This window comes from Micrococcus sp. (genome assembly GCF_034179925.1).
Taxonomy (GTDB): Bacteria; Actinomycetota; Actinomycetes; order Actinomycetales; family Micrococcaceae; genus Micrococcus.
This window is the reverse complement of record NZ_JAXFPG010000032.1, coordinates 94800-112748: the sequence shown is the minus strand read 5'-3', so window position 1 is coordinate 112748 and position 17949 is coordinate 94800. Positions and strand designations below refer to the sequence as shown.

Sequence of the window (17949 nt, the reverse complement as noted above, 5' to 3'; positions counted from 1 at the left end):
ACGCGGTTCGGGCAGAGCGCCCGCCGCCCCGGGCCTCTACGCTGGATCGGGTCATGGACGACCTCTTCGCCTCCGCCCACGCCCCCGACGACGACGCCCCCGCCACCACAGTGGGGCGCGCCCACCCGTCCGCGCCGCTGGCCGTGCGCATGCGGCCGCGCACGCTGGACGAGGTGCTCGGCCAGGCGCACCTCAAGGAACCGGGCTCACCGCTGCGCAAGCTCACCGGGCCCTCCTCGTCAGCGCAGGCCGCCGGGCCGAGCTCGGTGATCCTCTACGGGCCGCCCGGGATCGGCAAGACGACGCTCGCACACGTGATCGCCCGCGCGCCGGGGCGCACGTTCCGGGAACTGTCCGCCATCACCGCGGGCGTCAAGGACGTCCGCGAGGTCATGCAGCAGGCACAGCGCGAGCGCGACCTCTACGACCGCATCACCGTCCTGTTCCTCGACGAGATCCACCGCTTCTCCAAGGCCCAGCAGGACGCTCTGCTGCCGGGCGTGGAGAACCGCTGGGTGGTGCTCGTGGCCGCCACCACGGAGAACCCCTCCTTCTCCGTGATCGCCCCGCTGCTCTCCCGCTCCCTGCTGCTGACCCTGCGCCCCCTGGACGACGCCGACCTCGCCGCCCTGGTGGACCGCGCCGTCGCGGACGAGCGGGGATTGAACGGCACCGTGACGCTCACCGAGGCCGCCCGCGACTACGTGGTCCGGATGGCCGGAGGCGACGCGCGGCGCGCCCTCACCGTGCTTGAGGCCGCCGCCGGCGTCGGGCTGGACCGGGCCGCGGCCCGGTCTGAGGGGAGGGGGACGGCCTCCGGGGCTGTGGAGGTCACCGCGGAGGACGCCGCCCAGGCGATGGACCACCAGATCCAGCGCTATGACAAGGACGGCGACCAGCACTACGACGTCATCAGCGCCTTCATCAAGTCGATCCGCGGCTCGGATGTGGATGCCGCCCTGCACTACCTGGCGCGCATGCTCGAGGCGGGGGAGGACCCCCGGTTCATCGCCCGGCGCCTGGTGATCTCCGCGTCCGAGGACGTCGGCATGGCGGACCCGACTGCCCTGCAGACCGCCGTGGCCGCCGCTCAGGCGGTGCAGCTGATCGGCATGCCCGAAGGGCGGATCGTGCTGGCCCAGGCCGTCACCCACCTGGCCACGGCGCCGAAGTCCAATGCGAGCTACCTCGCCGTGGATGAGGCGATCGCGGACGTGCGCGCCGGGCGCACCGGCCCGGTGCCGCCCCACCTGCGGGACGCCCACTATCCGGGGGCGAAGGCCCTCGGCCACGGTCAGGGGTACGTGTACAGCCACGACGAGCCCCACGCGGTGGCCCGCCAGCAGTATCCGCCCGACCCGCTCGTCGGGAAGGACTACTACCGTCCCAAGCCCGTCGGGCACGAGCGGCAGCTGGGTCCCCAGGTGGAGGCCCTGCGGCGGATCATCCGGGGCGAGTGAACGCCCCGGGCTCCGCGCTCCTGCGGCTCCGCTCGGGGACCTGCCAGGAATGGGGGGAGGGGTCCCGGCGTTGCCACCCCTGACGGCGTACGAGGACCGCGCGCCGGAGTCGCTAGCCCGAAGGAGCATCATGACCATCCCCGCCATCCCGACCCCCGCTGCCGACGTCCGCGTCCTGCAGTCGGTCCCCTCCTACGCGAGCGCCCAGGCGATCGTGGACCAGCTCTCCGACGCCGGCTTCCCCGTCGAGCGGATCCGCATCGTCGGCACAGGCCTGCGCACCGTGGAGCAGGTCACCGGCCGCCTCACCACCGGGCGCGCCGCCGGTCGCGGCGCGCTGTCCGGGCTGTGGTTCGGCCTCATGGTCGGTATCCTCTTCGGCCTGTTCGCCCCGGGGTTCGGCTTCCTCTGGATCCTGCTGATCTCCCTGCTCATGGGCGCCCTCTTCGGCGCGATCGCGGGCGCCGTGGCCCACGCCGCGACCGCCGGTCGCCGCGACTTCTCGTCGATCCAGGGCCTCGAGGCCTCGTCCTACGACATCCTCGTGGAGGCCGCCCACATCGGCGAGGCCGAGCGTCTGCTCGGCGGCGGCGCGCCCGTCGCCCCCGCCCAGCGCTGACGCCCCGTCACCCACGACGCGCGGCCGGTCACCTCGGTGAACGGCCGCGCGTCGTCGCTCTGGTAGGCTTGAACGCTGTCTGGCAGGCGTCGCGCCCTGGACGGAACCCCCTGATCGGGCCCCCGGCCCACGGGCACCTCGGTGCCTGCAGCAGGGCGCGCGGCGCATCAGTGGATGACGGGCGGCGGCACGCCCCTCAGCTCTCCGAGGACCGCGGAGGCCAGGTTCTACCCCCTCGCCGTGCCCTGCACGGCGGCCGACGGGAGGTGGAGACAAACCCGAACCGTGCCGCATGTCGACAAGGAAAGCGAGACCACCATGAGTGGCAACCTGCGCACCCGCCGCACTGTGCGGCACTCCCGCGCCCTGGGCATCGCCCTGACCCCGAAGGCCGAGAAGTACCTCGAGCGCCGTCCGTACGGCCCCGGCCAGCACGGCCGCGCCCGCCGCAAGCAGGACTCCGACTACGCGGTGCGCCTGAAGGAGAAGCAGCGTCTGCGCGCCCAGTACAACATCCGCGAGGCGCAGATGCGCCGCTACTTCGAGGAGGCCAAGCGCACCGCTGGCCTGACCGGTGAGAACCTGGTCGAGCTCCTCGAGATGCGCCTGGACGCGCTCGTGCTGCGCGCCGGCTTCGCCCGCACCATCCAGCAGGCCCGCCAGCTCGTCGTGCACCGCCACATCATGGTGGACGGCAAGCGCGTGGACATCCCCTCGTTCCGCGTGAAGGAGGGCCAGATGATCCACGTGCACGAGCGCTCCGAGAAGATGGTGCCCTTCCAGCTCGCCGCCGCCGGCGCCCACCAGCAGGTCCTGCCCGCCACCCCGGGCTACCTGACCGTGGAGATCGAGAAGCTGCGCGCCACCCTCACCCGTCGCCCCAAGCGCTCTGAGGTCCCCGTGACCTGCGAGGAGCAGCTCGTGGTCGAGTACTACGCGCGCTGATCCGTCGCCGCCCGGTCCTGTGCCGGGCACGACGCCGCACCGTGCGTCCGGCAGGCCCGGTCACCTCCTCGAGGTGGCCGGGCCTGCGGCGTGTCCGCGCCGTCCTCGCGCGGTCTCTCCGGCGGTAAGGTGGGCGGGACCGCCGCACCGTCTTCCAGGAGGGACCACTCCGTGATCCGTTCGCTGCTGCTGCTCGGCACCGGCGCCGCCGCCGGCTGGCTGGCGCACCGCGCTACCGAGGCCGGTCGCCGCGCCGACGACCAGGGCGCCGCCCGCCGTGTCCGTGAGGCACTGGACCCCACCCATCTCGGCCGCAGCGCCGGGCAGGCCGTGGGGGATGCCGCCGCCGAGGTCGTCGCCGAGGGCGCCCGCGCGTTCACGCAGCGCCTGCGCGCGGACGCCCCGCCGTGGGTGGGCCGCCTGCTGGAGCCCGGCGCCGACATCATCCCGGGGGAGGCCACGGACGGCCCCGCCGGCCCGACCCATCCGACCACCACCCGTAAGGACCCGACCGCATGAAGTCCCACGAGATCGCCCGCCGCTGGACGGCCTACTTCGAGAAGCAGGGCCATCTGCCGGTGCCCTCGGCCTCGCTGGTCTCCCCGGACCCCTCGCTGCTGTTCACGGTGGCCGGCATGGTCCCGTTCATCCCCTACTTCCTGGGCGAGCAGACCCCGCCGGCCCCGCGTGCGGTGTCCGTGCAGAAGTGCATCCGCACCGCGGACATCGAGGAGGTCGGCAAGACTGTCCGCCACGGCACGTTCTTCCAGATGTGCGGCAACTTCTCCTTCGGCGACTACTTCAAGGAGCGCGCCATCCCGATGGCGTGGGAGCTGCTGACCACTTCCCAGGAGGAGGGCGGCTTCGGCCTGGACCCGGAGCGCCTGTGGGTGACCGTGTACGAGGAGGACGACGAGGCCGCCCGCATCTGGCAGGAGGAGGTCGGCGTCCGCCCGGAGCGCATCCAGCGCATGGGCAAGTCCGACAACTACTGGAACACCGGACAGCCCGGCCCCGGCGGCCCCTGCTCGGAGATCTTCTACGACCGTGGCCCCGAGTACGGTGTGGAGGGCGGCCCGGAGGCCGATGACACCCGGTACATCGAGATCTGGAACCTCGTGTTCATGCAGTACCGCCTTTCCGAGGTGCGCTCGAAGTACGACTTCGACATCGCCGGCGAGCTGCAGAACAAGAACATCGACACCGGCCTCGGCCTCGAGCGTCTGGCGATGATCCTGCAGGGCGTGGAGAACATGTACGAGACGGACCAGGTCCGCCCCGTGCTGGACCGTGCCGCCGAGCTCTCCGGCCGCACCTACACCTCCACCGAGGATCCGGAGGACCCGCACTATCAGGACGACGTCCGCCTGCGCATGGTGGCCGACCATGTCCGCTCCGCGCTGATGCTCATCGGCGACGGCGTGACCCCCGGCAACGAGGGCCGCGGCTACGTGCTGCGCCGCCTGATCCGCCGTGTGGTGCGCGCCCTGCGCCTGATGGGCGTGACCGAGCCGGTGTTCCCGGAGCTGCTGCCGGTCTCCCGCGATGCGATGTCCGGGGCCTACCCGGTGGTCGCCGAGGAGTTCGACCGGATCTCCCGTGTGGCCTACGCCGAGGAGCGGGCGTTCCTGCGGACCATCGCCGCCGGCACGGCCCGCCTGGACGCCGCGGTGGCCCAGGCCCGCCAGGCCGGGGCCGGGATCGCCGGCGCGGACGCCTTCGAGCTGCACGACACGTACGGCTTCCCGATCGAGCTGACGCTCGAGATCGCGGAGGAGGCCGGCGTCGCCGTGGACCGTGAGGCGTTCACCACCCTGATGACTGAGCAGCGCGACCGCGCCCGTGCGGACGCCAAGGCCAAGAAGTCCGGCCACGGGGACACCGCCGTGTACCAGCGTCTGCTCTCCGAGGGGCAGACCCACTTCACCGGCTACACCGAGCACACCACCGAGTCCGTGATCCGCGGCCTGCTGGCCGACGGCCAGGAGGTGTCCTCCGCCGGGGCCGGCCAGGAGGTGGAGGTCGTTCTGGACGCCACCCCGTTCTACGCCGAGTCCGGCGGCCAGGCCGCGGATACGGGCCTGATCACTGGCGACGGCTTCACCCTCGAGGTGCTGGATGTGCAGGCACCGGTCAAGGGCCTGTCCGTGCACCGGGTGCGTGTGGCTGAGGGCGAGGTGCCCGCGGGGGCCACCGCGCTCGGGGCCATCGACCTGCAGCGCCGCCTGGACGGTGAGAAGGCGCACTCGGGCACGCACCTGGTGCACGCCGCCCTGCACCAGGTCCTCGGCCCGGAGGCCACCCAGTCCGGCTCCTTCAACAAGGAGGGCTACCTGCGCTTCGACTTCCGGTGGACCGAGGCCCTCTCGGCCGGTGCCCGCTCGGAGATCGAGGATCTCGTGAACATCGCCATCCGGGACGATCACACTGTGGTCACCCAGGAGATGTCCCTGGACGAGGCCAAGCGCATGGGCGCGATGAGCCTGTTCGGGGAGAAGTATGGGGACCGTGTGCGCGTGGTGGAGATCGACGGCGCCTGGTCGCGTGAGCTCTGCGGCGGCACCCACGTGGCCCGCACCGCGCAGATCGGCTCGCTCACCCTGTTGGGCGAGCAGTCCGTGGGCTCGGGCAACCGCCGCGTTGAGGCCCTTGTGGGTCTGGACTCCTTCCGCCACCTGGCCGCCGAGCGCAGCCTGGTCGCGGACCTGTCGGAGATGTTCAAGGCCCCGGCCGACCAGCTCAAGGACCGCATCTCCGCCACCATGGACCGCCTCAAGGCGGCCGAGAAGCAGGTGGCTGAGCTGCAGGCCCGCGCGCTCCAGGCCCAGGCCGGGGAGCTCGCCGGGCAGGCACGCGAGGAGACCACTGCGGCTGGCGTTGCCGTGCGGGTGCTCACTCACCACGCCGGTCAGGTGGCCGGCGACCAGCTGCGCACCCTCGTGCTGGATCTGCGCGGGCGCATCGAGTCCGCCGCGGGCGACGCCGCTGGCACCCCGGTGCTCGTGGCCGTCACCGGCGAGGCGAAGGGCCGTCCGCTCGTGGTGGTGGCCACGAACCAGGCCGCCCGCGACGCCGGCCTGCGGGCCGGTGCGATGGTCAAGACCGCCACGGGTGTGCTCGGCGGCGGTGGTGGCGGCAAGGACGACGTCGCCCAGGGCGGTGGGCAGGACGTCTCCGCCGTGACGGCGGCCCTCGATGCCGTGCGCTCGGCTGTGCGGGGCGCATGACCGCCTCGCAGGCAGTCGTCCGGGGCCGCGCCCTCGGGGTGGACGTCGGCCGGGCCCGTGTGGGCTTGGCCGCGTCCGACCCCGACGGGCTGCTGGCCACCCCCGTGGCCACCCTGAAGCGGGACGCCCGCCGGGGCCGGGACGTCGCCGAGCTCGTCGGCCATGCCGTGGAGTTGGACGTCGTGGTGGTGTACGTGGGCCTGCCCCGGAATCTGCGGGGGGAGCACACCGCCTCCACGCAGGACGCCGTGGACTACGCCGGTGCGGTCGCTGTGGCGCTGGCCGGGCACGGCCATGCGGTGCCGGTGCGGCTCGTGGATGAGCGCCTGACCACCGTGACTGCCCAGACGGGCCTGCACCGGGCCGGCCGCACCGTCCGGGACAGCCGTGATGTGATCGACCAGGCCGCCGCTGTGGCCCTGTTGCAGGACGCCGTGGACGTCCAGCGCCGCACCGGCGCATGGGCCGGCATCCCCGTGGACCCACCCGAGGAGGAGATGGCGCCGTGAACGACGCCCCCCGCAATGAGCCCCACCCCGGGGCCCTGTCCGACGACGATCTCGACGTCTTCGGTTTCGTGGACCACGGTGAGGAGGATCCGGACGATGACGCCGGCCCGGCCCCCTATGCGGCCGCCGGTGCCGCTGGCGCGTCGGCCGGCCTGTTCGGCCGTCGGGATCGGCGGCGCGGCTCGGCCGCGCTCTCGGATCGGGCGCGGGCCCGCCGCCGTCGGTCGGTGGTGGTGATCTCGGTGGTGGCTGCCCTCGTGGTGCTCTCCCTGGCCCTGGTGGTCCGTGGACTGCTGGCGGGCAACGACTTCTCGGAGGCCGCCGGGGATGAGGTGACCTTCACGGTGGAGCCGGGGGAGGGGTTGAACTCGGTGGCCTCCCGTCTGGACCGTCAGGGGGTGATCGGTTCCGCCGCTGCGCTGCGCCGGGCCGCGGAGGAGTCCGGCAGCACAGTGATCGGTGCCGGTGACTTCGTGCTGCGCGAGCAGATGCCCGCCGCTGAGGCCCTGGCCGTGCTCCAGGGGCGCACCCGCTCGGCCGTGCACTACGTGGTGGTCAACCGCGGGCAGCGCCTGGACGAGGTGCTGGATGCGCTGGTGGCCTCCACCGGTCTGGAGCGCGCTGAGTTCGAGAGGGCCGCGCAGGACACCGCCGCGTTCGGGGTGCCGGCGTCTGCGCCCAACCTGGAGGGGTGGCTGGACCCGGGGGAGTACCGCATCCCCGTGGAAGCAGACGCCCACGAGGTGCTGGCTGAGCTGGTCAAGCCCCGCCGGGCCGGCCTGGAGGCTGCGGGGGTGACGGACCCGGCCGAGCAGCACAGGGTGCTCACCGTGGCCTCCATCCTGGAGGCTGAGGCCCTGCCGCAGGACTACGCCCGCGTGGCCGGGATCATCGAGAACCGCCTGGCTGAGGGCAACACGGAGACCGGCGGGCTGCTGCAGGTGGACGCCACGGTGACCTACGGGCTCGGCATCCGTGGGCTGCAGTTCTCCGCGGCCCAGCGCCAGGACGCCTCCAACCCGTACAACACGTACCAGCACCGCGGGCTGCCGCCGGGTCCGATCGGCATGCCCTCGGACGCCGCGGTGGAGGCGGCCCTGCACCCGGAGCCCTCGGACGACTACTACTGGGTGACCACGGACATCGGCACCGGTCACACCGAGTTCTCCAGCACCTACGAGGAGCATCTGGGGTACGTGCGCGAGTACCGGAACTACTGCGCCTCCAACCCGGGGGTGTGCTGAGGTGGGGCCCCTCCCGGCCGCGGGGTTCCGTGCGGCCGTGCTCGGCCAGCCCATCGCGCACTCGCTCTCGCCGGTGCTGCACGGTGCCGCCTATGCGGCCTTGGGCCTGCCGGTCCACTACGGGCGGGTGGACCTCGGCGGGGACGAGGTGCTCGCCTGGCTGCGCCCCCGGCTCGGCACCTCCGGCGGTGCCGCACCCGGCGGGGGAGAGGACTGGCTGGGGGTGTCGGTGACCATGCCGCTGAAGGCGGCTGTGGTGGCCGCCGCCGGTGAGCTCAGCCCGCGGGTGCGGGAGATCGGCGTGGCGAACACGTTGGTGCGCTGTCACCCGGACCATCCGGGGGAGCTCTGGGCGCACAACACGGATGTCGACGGCATTGTGTGCGCCCTGGCGGACGCGGGCCTGGACACACAGGCTGCCGGCGGCGTCGTGGGGGTGCTGGGCAACGGGGGCACGGCGACGGCGGCGGTGGCCGCAGCGGCGCTCATCGGCGCTGAGGCGGTGGCTCTGGGGGTGCGCGACGCCGGCCGTGCCGGGGCCGTCCTGGACCTCGCCGGGCGCCTGGGCCTGCGGACGCAGGTGCTGGACCAGCCCTCGCTCATGGCTATGGCCCGGCAGCTGCGGGCGCTGGTGTCCACTCTGCCGCCTCGCGCGGCGGATCCCCTGGCTGTGCACGTGGCCTCTGCGGGGGGCGGGCGGGCCCTGCTGCCGCCGCTGCTGGACGCCGCCTACGATCCCTGGCCCTCGGCTCTCGCGGGGGCGTGGGTGCGGGCCGGCGGGGCGGTGGCCTCGGGACTGTCGATGCTGCTGCACCAGGGTGTGGAGCAGGTGCGCCTGTTCACCGAGCGGCCCCGCCGGGACGCTGGTGTGCCCGAGCCGGACTGGGCTGCTGTCACTGTGGCTGCGGCTGAGGCGCTGGGGGTCGTCCGGGCGTGAGAGGATCGTCGGCATGGTGCGCTGGTTGACAGCGGGAGAGTCTCACGGCCCCGCGCTCACAGGAATTCTCGAGGGATTGCCGGCCGGGATCCCGGTCACGACCCAGGATGTGCAGGACGCCCTCGCACGCCGTCGCCTCGGCCATGGCCGCGGGGCGCGCATGGCATTCGAGCAGGACGAGGTGACGATCCTCGGCGGTGTGCGCCACGGCCTCACCCTCGGCTCGCCTGTGGCGATCCAGGTGGGCAACACGGAGTGGCCCAAGTGGCAGACCGTCATGGCCGCGGACCCGGTGGACCCGCAGGAGATGGCCGGGCAGGCGCGCGCGGCCGCGCTCACCCGCCCTCGCCCGGGCCACGCGGACCTCACCGGCATGCAGAAGTACGGCTTCGAGGAGGCCCGGCCGCTGCTTGAACGCGCTTCGGCCCGCGAGACCGCCGCTCGGGTGGCGCTGGGCGCCGTCGCCCGCTCCTTCCTGGCCGAGTTGGGCGTGCAGATCGTCTCGCACACCGTGGCGTTCGGGGAGGCCGCCCTGCCGGAGGGCCACCCGTTCCCGGTGCCGGAGGACGAGGCCCGGCTGGACGCGGACCCGGTCCGCTGCCTGGACCCGCAGACCTCCGCGGCGATGGTCGCCGAGGTCGACGACGCCAAGCGCGCCGGGGAGACCCTCGGCGGCGTCGTGGAGGTGCTCGCCTACGGGGTGCCGATCGGCCTGGGGTCGCATGTGCACTGGGACCGCCGGCTCGACGCCCGCCTGGCCGGGGCCCTCATGGGCATCCAGGCGATCAAGGGCGTGCAGGTGGGTGACGGCTTCGCGACGGCCTCCCGCCGCGGCTCGGCGGCCCACGACGGCATCGTCCGCGGCGAGGACGGCCGCCCCCGCCGCACCACCGACCGCGCCGGCGGCATCGAGGCGGGCATGTCCACGGGCGAGGTGCTGCGGGTGAGTGCCGCGATGAAGCCCATCGCCACCGTCCCCCGGGCCCTGCCCACCGTGGATGTCGCCACCGGGGTGGAGACCACCGCCCACCACCAGCGCTCGGACGTCGCGGCGGTGCCTGCGGCCAGCATCGTGGCTGAGGCCATGGTGGCGCTCGTGCTCGCCGACGCCATGCTGGAGAAGTTCGGCGGGGACTCGGTGGCTGAGACGCGCCGCAATCTCGAGGCCTTCGCGGCAGCCGTGCCGCGTCTGCCCGAGCCCGCCCCGGACGCCCAGGCGGACGGGCCGATGGGGGACCCGCTGCAGTGACGGCCGACCACCCCGTGGTGCTCGTCGGCGCGATGGGTGTGGGCAAGTCCACGGTGGGCCGGGCCGTGGCAGGCTCCCTCGGGCTGTCGTTCCTGGACGCGGACACGCTCTTCCAGCGTGAGCACGGCCCCATCCCGGCCTACTTCGCCGAGCACGGTGAGCCGGCGTTCCGCCGTGAGGAGGCCCGGATCGTGGCTGAGGCGCTCTCCCGCCCCGAGCCGTGTGTGCTCGCCTGCGGGGGAGGGGCCGTGCTCGACGCCGGCACCCGCGCCCTGCTGAGCCGCCCCACCGTGGACGTGGTGTGGCTGACGGTCTCGGAGCAGGAGGCGCTGCGGCGGGTCGGCCGCGGCGAGGGCCGGCCCGTGCTGGCCGGGGACCCGGCGGCCACGTGGCGTCGGATTGCCGCCGCGCGCGAGCCGCTCTACCGGGAGGTCGCGGACCTCACGGTGGACGGCACCGGTCTGCGGCCGGCCCAGACCGCCTCGCGTATCGTGGAGGGGATCCTGGACCTCAGAAGGAGCGAGACCCGCCCATGACGGAGCACCCCCTCGACCATGTCGATCCTGCGATGACGGGGCGGGACCCCGGGGCGGGAACGTCCTCGTCGGACGGCGGCGCCGCATCGGAGGCCACCGTCGTCGAGGTCGCCGGCGGCTCGGCGAACGCGGTCGCCGGCGGGTACGACGTCGTCGTCGGCCGTGGCCTGCTGGCCCGCCTGCCGGAGATGCTCGGTCCTCAGGTGCAGCGTGTGCTGGTGATCCACCCGCGGGCGTTGCGCGCCACCGGTGACGTGGTCAAGAACGACCTCGAGGCGGCAGGGCTGACGGCGCTGACCGCGGAGATCCCGGACGCGGAGGAGGGCAAGCACCTGCAGGTGGCCGGCTTCTGCTGGCAGGTGCTCGGCCAGAACGACTTCACCCGCTCGGACGCGATCGTCTCCGTGGGAGGGGGAACGGTGTCGGACCTGGCCGGGTTCGTGGCCGGCACGTGGCTGCGCGGCGTGCGCGTGGTGCACATGCCCACCACCCTGCTGGGCATGGTGGACGCCGCCGTGGGAGGCAAGGCGGGCATCAACACGGCCGAGGGCAAGAACCTCGTGGGCGTGTTCCACCCGCCGGCCGGTGTGCTCGCGGACCTGGACACCCTGCTCACCCTGCCGGCGAACGAGATGATCTCGGGGCTCGCGGAGGTCGTCAAGTGCGGCTTCATCGCGGACCCGGCGATCCTCGACCTCATCGAGGCGGACCCGGAGCAGGCGCAGAACCCGCACTCCGCGGCGGTGCGCGAGCTCATCGTCCGCTCTATCGCCGTGAAGGCCCGGGTGGTGTCCGAGGACCTGCGCGAGGCCGGGCCCCGCGAGGCCCTCAACTACGGGCACACACTGGGCCATGCGATCGAGCTGGCCGAGCGCTACCAGTGGCGCCACGGCGCGGCGGTGGCGGTGGGCATGGTGTTCGCCGCCGAGCTCTCCCGCTCCCTGGGCCGGCTCGACGACGCCACGGCAGACCGCCACTGGTCCGTGCTGCAGGCGCTCGGGCTGCCCGTGTCCTACCGGGGCGACCGCTGGCAGACGCTGCTGGAGGGCATCCGCCGGGACAAGAAGAACCGCGGCGACCGCCTGCGCTTCGTGCTGCTGGACGGGCTGGCGGAGCCGAGCACCGTGGACGTGCCGGACGCCTCCCTGCTGTTCGCCGCATACCAGGAGATCGCCGAGTGAGGCGGCTGCGCCGGTAGACTGGCCGGCGCACACCAGACAGATCGACCAGGAGGCGGGCCGCACGGGTCCGCCCGAGATGGGGAGAACCCGCGTGGCCACCACCAACGACATCAAGAACGGCTCCGTCCTCAACCTCGAGGGCCAGCTGTGGAACGTCATCGAGTTCCAGCACGTCAAGCCGGGCAAGGGCGGTGCGTTCGTGCGCACCAAGCTGAAGAACATCACCACCGGCAAGGTGGTCGACAAGACCTTCAACGCCGGCACCAAGGTCGAGTTCGCCACGGTCGACCGCTCGGACTACCAGTACCTGTACCAGGACGGCGAGGACTACGTCTTCATGGACGTGAAGACCTACGACCAGATCACCGTCCCGGCCGAGATCGTCGGCGACGCCGCCAAGTACATGCTCGAGAACACGCAGGTCGTGATCGCCCTCAACGAGGGCACCCCGCTCTACATCGAGATGCCCGCCTCCGTGGTGCTGGAGATCACCTACACCGAGCCGGGCCTGCAGGGCGACCGCTCCTCGGCCGGCACCAAGCCCGCCACCGTGGAGACCGGCGCCGAGATCCAGGTGCCGCTGTTCGTGGACCAGGGCACCCGCGTGAAGGTGGACACCCGCACCGGCGACTACCTGGGCCGCGTCAATGACTGATCAGCCCTCGGCCGGCGGGGTCAAGCGGGGCACCACGGCCCGCAGCCGCTCCCGTCAGCGCGCCGTGGAGATCCTCTTCGAGGCCGAGCAGCGCGGCACCAGCGTGCTCGAGGGCATCCGCACGCGCCGGGAGAGCACCGACCTCAAGGTCAACGAATACACCCAGCGGCTCGTCGAGGGCGTCATCGCGGACCAGGAGCGCCTGGACGAGGCCCTGACTTCCTACTCGCGCGGCTGGTCCCTGGACCGCATGCCGGCGGTGGACCGCGCCATCCTGCGCGTGGGCGCCTGGGAGCTGCTGTTCCAGGACGACGTGCCCGACGCCGTCGCCGTGTCCGAGGCCGTAGCGCTGGCCGGCCAGCTCTCCACGGACGACTCCCCGGAGTTCGTCAACGGCCTGCTCGGCCGCCTGCAGCAGGTCAAGCCGACCCTGCTGGCCTGAGCCCCGGAGTCGGAGCGGAATCCGGCGCGCCCGGCCGGGCACGGCACACGTGCCCGGCCGGGTCCCGCTGGTAGAGTCGGCACCGTCCGCCCCCGCCTGCACCGTCGGCCCGGGCGCACACCGAACCGCATCCTTTAACGACCGTCCTGTGAGGCGGGGAAGGAGACGCCGGCATGGGCCATGACCCCGCACCGCGCGCCGCCCGCACCGTGCTGACCGCCCCGGAGATCGACCGGGCGCTCACGCGCATCGCCCACCAGCTCCTCGAGGCCAACATGGGCCCGCAGGGCCTGGTGCTGCTCGGCATCCCACGCCGCGGCGTCCCCCTGGCCGAGCGCCTCGGGCGCCTGCTCCAGCGCATCGACCCGGGCTTCGACCCGTCCGTCAGCGTCGGCGCGCTCGACGTGACGATGTACCGGGACGATCTCCGCCGCAGCGCCGCCCGCACCCCCGCCCCCACCCGGGTGCCCGCCGCACCTCTGGACGGGGCCGTCGTCGTGCTGGTGGACGATGTCCTGTCCACCGGACGCACCGTGCGCGCCGCACTCGACGCCCTCGCTGACCTCGCCCGCCCCGCCGCCGTGCGCCTGGCCGTGCTCGTGGACCGAGGGCACCGCGAGCTGCCGATCCGCGCGGACGCCGTGGGCAAGAACCTGCCGACTTCCTCGACCGAGCGCGTGCGCGTGCTCCTGACGGAGATCGACGGCCCCATCGGCTCCGGCGAGTCCACCGAGGACGCCGTGCTGATCGTGGACGACCCCCGCACCGAGGACGGCGCCGCCGACGCCCCCACCCCCGAGGAGGACTGAGCCGTGCGACACCTGCTCTCCACCGCCGACCTGCCCCTGCACGAGGCCCTGGCCATCCTCGACACCGCCGAGCAGATGGCCGCCGTCAACGAGCGCGAGGTCAAGAAGCTGCCCGCCCTGCGCGGCCGCACCGTGGTCAACCTCTTCCTCGAGGACTCCACGCGCACCCGCATCTCCTTCGAGGCCGCCGCCAAGCGCCTGTCCGCGGACGTGATCAACTTCTCCGCGAAGGGCTCCTCGGTGTCCAAGGGCGAGTCCCTCAAGGACACCGTCCAAACCCTCGAGGCCATCGGCGCGGACGCGATCGTGCTGCGCCACTGGTCCTCCGGCGCCGCCCGTCAGCTCGCGGACTCCGGCTGGGTGCGCTCGGCCGTGGTCAACGCCGGCGACGGCACCCACGCCCACCCCACGCAGGCCCTGCTGGACGCCTTCACCCTGCGCCGCCACCGCGCCCGCGCCGCCGGCGTGGACTCCACCGGCACCGATCTGGCCGGCATGCACGTGGTGATCGTCGGGGACATCCTCCACTCCCGCGTGGCCCGCTCGAACGTGTGGCTGCTGACGGCCCTGGGCGCACGCGTGACCCTGGCCGCCCCGCCCACCCTGCTGCCCGTGGGCGTGGACGCCTGGCCGGCCGCGGTGACGTACTCACTGGACGAGGCCCTCGAGGACGCCCCGGACGCCGTGATGATGCTCCGTGTGCAGGCCGAGCGCATGGGTGGGGCCTACTTCCCCTCCGCGGGGGAGTACACCCGCCTGTGGGGCCTGACCCCCGAACGCTTCGGCCGCCTGCTCGAGCGCCCCGGCGACGTCCTCGCCGAGCCGCTCGTGATGCACCCCGGCCCCATGAACCGCGGCCTGGAGATCTGCTCGGCCGCGGCCGACTCCCCCCGCAACACCGCCCTGGAGCAGGTGGCCAACGGCGTGTCCGTGCGCATGGCCGTGCTGCACCTCGTGCTCAACCAGGACACCCCCACCCCTCAGGAGGACCGCCCGTGACCGCCGACACCCAGACCCTCCTGCTCCGCGGGGCCACCCTCGCCTCCGGTGACACCGCCGACGTGCTCGTCGCGGACGGCCGCGTGGCCGCCGTCGGGCAGGTGCCCGCCGAGGACGCCGCCGGCGCCGTCGAGGTGGACTGCACCGGCCTCGTGCTGCTGCCCGGCCTCGTGGACCTGCACACCCACCTGCGCGAGCCCGGCAAGGAGGACGCCGAGACCGTGGAGACCGGCAGCCGTGCCGCCGCCATGGGCGGGTTCACCGCGGTGTACGCGATGGCCAACTCCACGCCCACCGCGGACACCGCCGGTGTGGTGGAGCAGGTCTGGCGCCTGGGCCGCGACGCCGGCTGGTGCGACGTGCACCCGGTGGGCGCGGTGACCGTGGGCCTGGCGGGGGAGTCCCTCGCGGACCTCGGCGCCATGGCCGACTCCCAGGCGCGGGTGCGCATGTTCTCCGACGACGGCATGTGCGTGCACGATGCCGTGCTCATGCGCCGTGCCCTGGAGTACGTGAAGTCCTTCGGCGGCTTCGTGGCCCAGCACGCCCAGGAGCCCAAGCTCACGGCCGGGGCGCAGATGAACGAGTCCGAGCTCTCGGCCGTGCTCGGCCTCGGCGGCTGGCCCGCGGTGGCGGAGGAGGCGATCATCGCCCGGGACGTGCTGCTGGCCCAGCATGTGGACTCGCGCCTGCACGTGTGCCATGTGTCCACCGCCGGGTCCGTGGAGATCATCCGCTGGGCCAAGGAGCGCGGTATCGCGGTGACCGCCGAGGTCACCCCGCACCATCTGCTGCTCACCGAGGAGCTGGTGCGCTCCTACGATCCGGTGTTCAAGGTGAACCCGCCGCTGCGCCGCGAGTCGGATGTCCTGGCTCTGCGCCAGGCCCTGGCCGATGGCACCGTGGACACGGTGGGCACGGACCACGCCCCGCACACGGCCGAGTCCAAGCAGTGCGAGTGGCAGCTGGCCGCGATGGGCATGACCGGCCTGGAGACGGCGCTGTCCGTGGTCCAGCAGTCCATGGTGGACACCGGGCTGATGGACTGGTCCGGGGTGGCGCGCGTGATGTCCACCGCGCCGGCGCGCATCGGCGGCCTCACGGACCAGGGCCAGGCCGACGACGACGGCGTCCCGCTGGTCGGCTCGGTCGCCAACCTCGTGCTGTGGGACCCGGCGGTCCGCCGCACGGTGGACCCGGAGACGCACCTGACGCGCTCGCGCAACAGCCCGTTCCGGGGCATGGACCTGCCCGGCGCCGTTGTGCACACCGTGTACCGGGGCCACCGCGTGGTGGCCGACGGCGCCCTGGCCACCGCGTACACCCACCCGGAGTCCACGGCATGACCGGCGATGTCCTGCTCGTGGCGCGCCCCGTGGCGCCCGCGTCCCCTCTGAAGGACTACTCGGGCACGTGGGCGCCGATCCTGCTGGCCACCTGCGCGGTGATCGCCCTGGCCCTCGCGCTGCTGTGGCGCGGCTGGCGTTCGCGCACCCGACGCCAGGCCGCGATCCCGGCCCCGGCCCCCGTGCCGGCCGAGGTGCTCGAGCGTGAGCCGGCCCTCGCCGTCGAGGGCATGTTCGTGGGCACCGTCCACGCCGCCGACCGCCTGGACCGGGTGGCGGTGCACGGGCTGGGGCTGCGCTCGGCGGCCGTGCTCGAGGTGCACACTGTCGGTGACTGCCCGGGCCTGCTGGTGCTGCGCCCCGGCATGGATCCGCTGTTCGTGCCCGCCGCCCACCTTGTGGACGCCGGGCGTTCGGCCGGCATCGCCGGCAAGTTCGTGGAGCCCGGTGGGCTCGTCGCCTGGGGCTGGTCCCTCGGGGACGCCGAACTGACCTCCGCGTTCCGTCCGCGCCGTGGTGAAGACCGCGACCGTGTGCTGGCCGCGCTGCAGACCGTCATCGACCGCGTGGCCTCCGCTGTCCGCGCAGGAGAGGAGAACCGCTCATGAGCACCCTGACACAGGAGACCGCGCTGCTGGTGCTGGAGGACGGCACCGTCCACCGCGGCCGCCCCTACGGCGCCCGTGGCGCCACCCTCGGCGAGGCCGTCTTCACCACCGGCATGACCGGCTACCAGGAGACCCTCACGGATCCCTCGTACGCCCGTCAGATCGTGGTGCAGACCGCCCCGCACATCGGCAACACCGGGGTGAACGCCGAGGACGCCGAGTCCCGCGCCGTGTGGGTGGCCGGGTATGTGGTGCGCGACGCCGCCCGGCGCCCGTCGAACTGGCGCTCCGAGCGCAGCCTGGACGAGGAGCTGGAGGCCTTCGGGATCGTCGGCATCCAGGATGTCGACACCCGTGCGGTCACCCGCGCCCTGCGGACCGAGGGCTCCATGAAGGCCGGGATCTTCTCCGGTGAGCAGGCCGAGAGGCCCGTCGCCGAGCTGCTGGCCGAGGTGCGCGAGCAGCCGTCCATGGCCGGTGCCCGCCTGGCGGAGTCCGTGACAGCCGAGCAGGCCTATGTGGTGGAGCCGGCAGACCACGGCTGGGAGGGCGAGCCCGTGGCGACCGTGGCTGCCGTCGACCTCGGCATCAAGGCCGCCACCCCGCACCACCTGGCCTCGCGCGGGATCCGGGTGCACGTGCTCCCGGCTGACGCGGACTTCGCTGCCATCCAGGCCGTGGAGCCGGACGGCGTGTTCCTGTCCAATGGCCCGGGAGACCCGGCCACCGCCGACGCCCAGGTGCAGGTGCTGCGCGAGGTGCTCGACGCCGGCCTGCCCTACTTCGGGATCTGCTTCGGCAACCAGATCTTCGGCCGGGCGCTGGGCTTCGGCACCTACAAGCTGCCCTTCGGCCACCGCGGGCCCAACCAGCCCGTGATGGACAAGGAGAGCGGCCGGGTGGAGATCACCTCCCAGAACCACGGCTTCGCCGTCGACGCCCCGATCGGGGAGGTCGTGGAGGCACCTGAGGCTCGCTACGGCCGTGTGGAGGTCTCCCACTGGTCCCTGAACGACCACGTGGTGGAGGGCCTGCGCCTGCTCGACCGTCCCGCCTTCTCCGTCCAGTTCCACCCTGAGTCCGCGGCCGGCCCGCACGACTCACTCGCCCTGTTCGACCGCTTCGCCCGGCTGCTCGCCGAGCGCCGCGCCGCCACGTCCGCCACCACCGAGGGAGCCTGATC

At 73.3% G+C, this 17949-nt stretch carries 18 protein-coding genes; all 18 read left to right on the top strand.

Annotated elements, in window-relative coordinates:
• Positions 1-53 precede the first annotated feature (53 nt).
• The 18 genes from SPI96_RS06295 (at position 54) to carA (ending at position 17947) form a co-directional block, all read left to right on the top strand.
• Positions 54-1460, top strand: a complete 1407-nt coding sequence (locus SPI96_RS06295) for a replication-associated recombination protein A (protein ID WP_321081511.1) — start codon at positions 54-56, stop codon at positions 1458-1460.
• Between the two features lie 130 nt (positions 1461-1590).
• Positions 1591-2079 carry a general stress protein gene (locus SPI96_RS06290; RefSeq protein ID WP_321081510.1) on the top strand — a complete coding sequence of 163 codons (489 nt, stop codon included), beginning with the start codon at positions 1591-1593 and terminating at the stop codon, positions 2077-2079.
• Positions 2080-2397: 318 nt separating this feature from the next.
• Entirely contained in the window at positions 2398-3024 is a 627-nt protein-coding gene (gene rpsD / locus SPI96_RS06285) for a 30S ribosomal protein S4 (protein ID WP_321081509.1), read from the top strand.
• 171 nt (positions 3025-3195) lie between these two features.
• A complete protein-coding gene (locus SPI96_RS06280; RefSeq protein ID WP_321081508.1) occupies positions 3196-3543 on the top strand; it encodes a hypothetical protein in 348 nt (115 codons plus the stop codon).
• Positions 3540-6251 carry an alanine--tRNA ligase gene (alaS, locus tag SPI96_RS06275; protein WP_321081507.1) on the top strand — a complete coding sequence of 904 codons (2712 nt, stop codon included), beginning with the start codon at positions 3540-3542 and terminating at the stop codon, positions 6249-6251. Before SPI96_RS06280 ends, alaS begins: the two co-directional genes overlap by 4 nt.
• Positions 6248-6760, top strand: a complete 513-nt coding sequence (gene ruvX, locus SPI96_RS06270; RefSeq protein WP_321081506.1) for a Holliday junction resolvase RuvX — start codon at positions 6248-6250, stop codon at positions 6758-6760. Before alaS ends, ruvX begins: the two co-directional genes overlap by 4 nt.
• Positions 6757-8004, top strand: coding sequence for an endolytic transglycosylase MltG (mltG, locus tag SPI96_RS06265; RefSeq protein WP_321081505.1), 1248 nt, complete (start codon positions 6757-6759; stop codon positions 8002-8004). Before ruvX ends, mltG begins: the two co-directional genes overlap by 4 nt.
• A 37-nt stretch (positions 8005-8041) precedes the next feature.
• On the top strand, positions 8042-8941 hold the full coding sequence (locus SPI96_RS06260) for a shikimate dehydrogenase (RefSeq protein WP_321081504.1): 900 nt from the start codon (positions 8042-8044) through the stop codon (positions 8939-8941).
• Between the two features lie 13 nt (positions 8942-8954).
• Positions 8955-10190, top strand: a complete 1236-nt coding sequence (gene aroC / locus SPI96_RS06255; protein ID WP_321081503.1) for a chorismate synthase — start codon at positions 8955-8957, stop codon at positions 10188-10190.
• Positions 10187-10726, top strand: coding sequence for a shikimate kinase (locus tag SPI96_RS06250; protein WP_321081502.1), 540 nt, complete (start codon positions 10187-10189; stop codon positions 10724-10726). The genes aroC and SPI96_RS06250 overlap by 4 nt, the downstream gene beginning before the upstream one ends.
• Positions 10727-10758: 32 nt before the next feature.
• The gene (gene aroB / locus SPI96_RS06245) at positions 10759-11907 is read left to right on the top strand and encodes a 3-dehydroquinate synthase (RefSeq protein ID WP_321081627.1); all 1149 of its coding nucleotides are present in this window, start codon (positions 10759-10761) and stop codon (positions 11905-11907) included.
• A 91-nt stretch (positions 11908-11998) separates the two neighbouring features.
• Positions 11999-12562 (top strand): elongation factor P, encoded by a 564-nt coding sequence (efp, locus tag SPI96_RS06240; protein WP_321081501.1) that lies wholly within the window; start codon positions 11999-12001, stop codon positions 12560-12562.
• Positions 12555-13004 carry a transcription antitermination factor NusB gene (gene nusB, locus SPI96_RS06235; protein WP_321081500.1) on the top strand — a complete coding sequence of 150 codons (450 nt, stop codon included), beginning with the start codon at positions 12555-12557 and terminating at the stop codon, positions 13002-13004. Before efp ends, nusB begins: the two co-directional genes overlap by 8 nt.
• Before the next feature lie 173 nt (positions 13005-13177).
• A complete protein-coding gene (gene pyrR, locus SPI96_RS06230) occupies positions 13178-13813 on the top strand; it encodes a bifunctional pyr operon transcriptional regulator/uracil phosphoribosyltransferase PyrR (protein ID WP_321081499.1) in 636 nt (211 codons plus the stop codon).
• A 3-nt stretch (positions 13814-13816) separates the two neighbouring features.
• Complete coding sequence (locus SPI96_RS06225) at positions 13817-14812, top strand: aspartate carbamoyltransferase catalytic subunit (RefSeq protein ID WP_321081498.1); 996 nt, start codon at positions 13817-13819, stop codon at positions 14810-14812.
• Positions 14809-16158: a dihydroorotase gene (locus tag SPI96_RS06220; RefSeq protein ID WP_321081497.1), complete on the top strand. Its 1350-nt coding sequence runs from the start codon at positions 14809-14811 to the stop codon at positions 16156-16158. Before SPI96_RS06225 ends, SPI96_RS06220 begins: the two co-directional genes overlap by 4 nt.
• The gene (locus SPI96_RS06215) at positions 16155-16766 is read left to right on the top strand and encodes a hypothetical protein (protein WP_321081496.1); all 612 of its coding nucleotides are present in this window, start codon (positions 16155-16157) and stop codon (positions 16764-16766) included. The genes SPI96_RS06220 and SPI96_RS06215 overlap by 4 nt, the downstream gene beginning before the upstream one ends.
• Complete coding sequence (gene carA, locus SPI96_RS06210; protein WP_321081495.1) at positions 16763-17947, top strand: glutamine-hydrolyzing carbamoyl-phosphate synthase small subunit; 1185 nt, start codon at positions 16763-16765, stop codon at positions 17945-17947. Before SPI96_RS06215 ends, carA begins: the two co-directional genes overlap by 4 nt.
• Positions 17948-17949 lie beyond the last annotated feature (2 nt).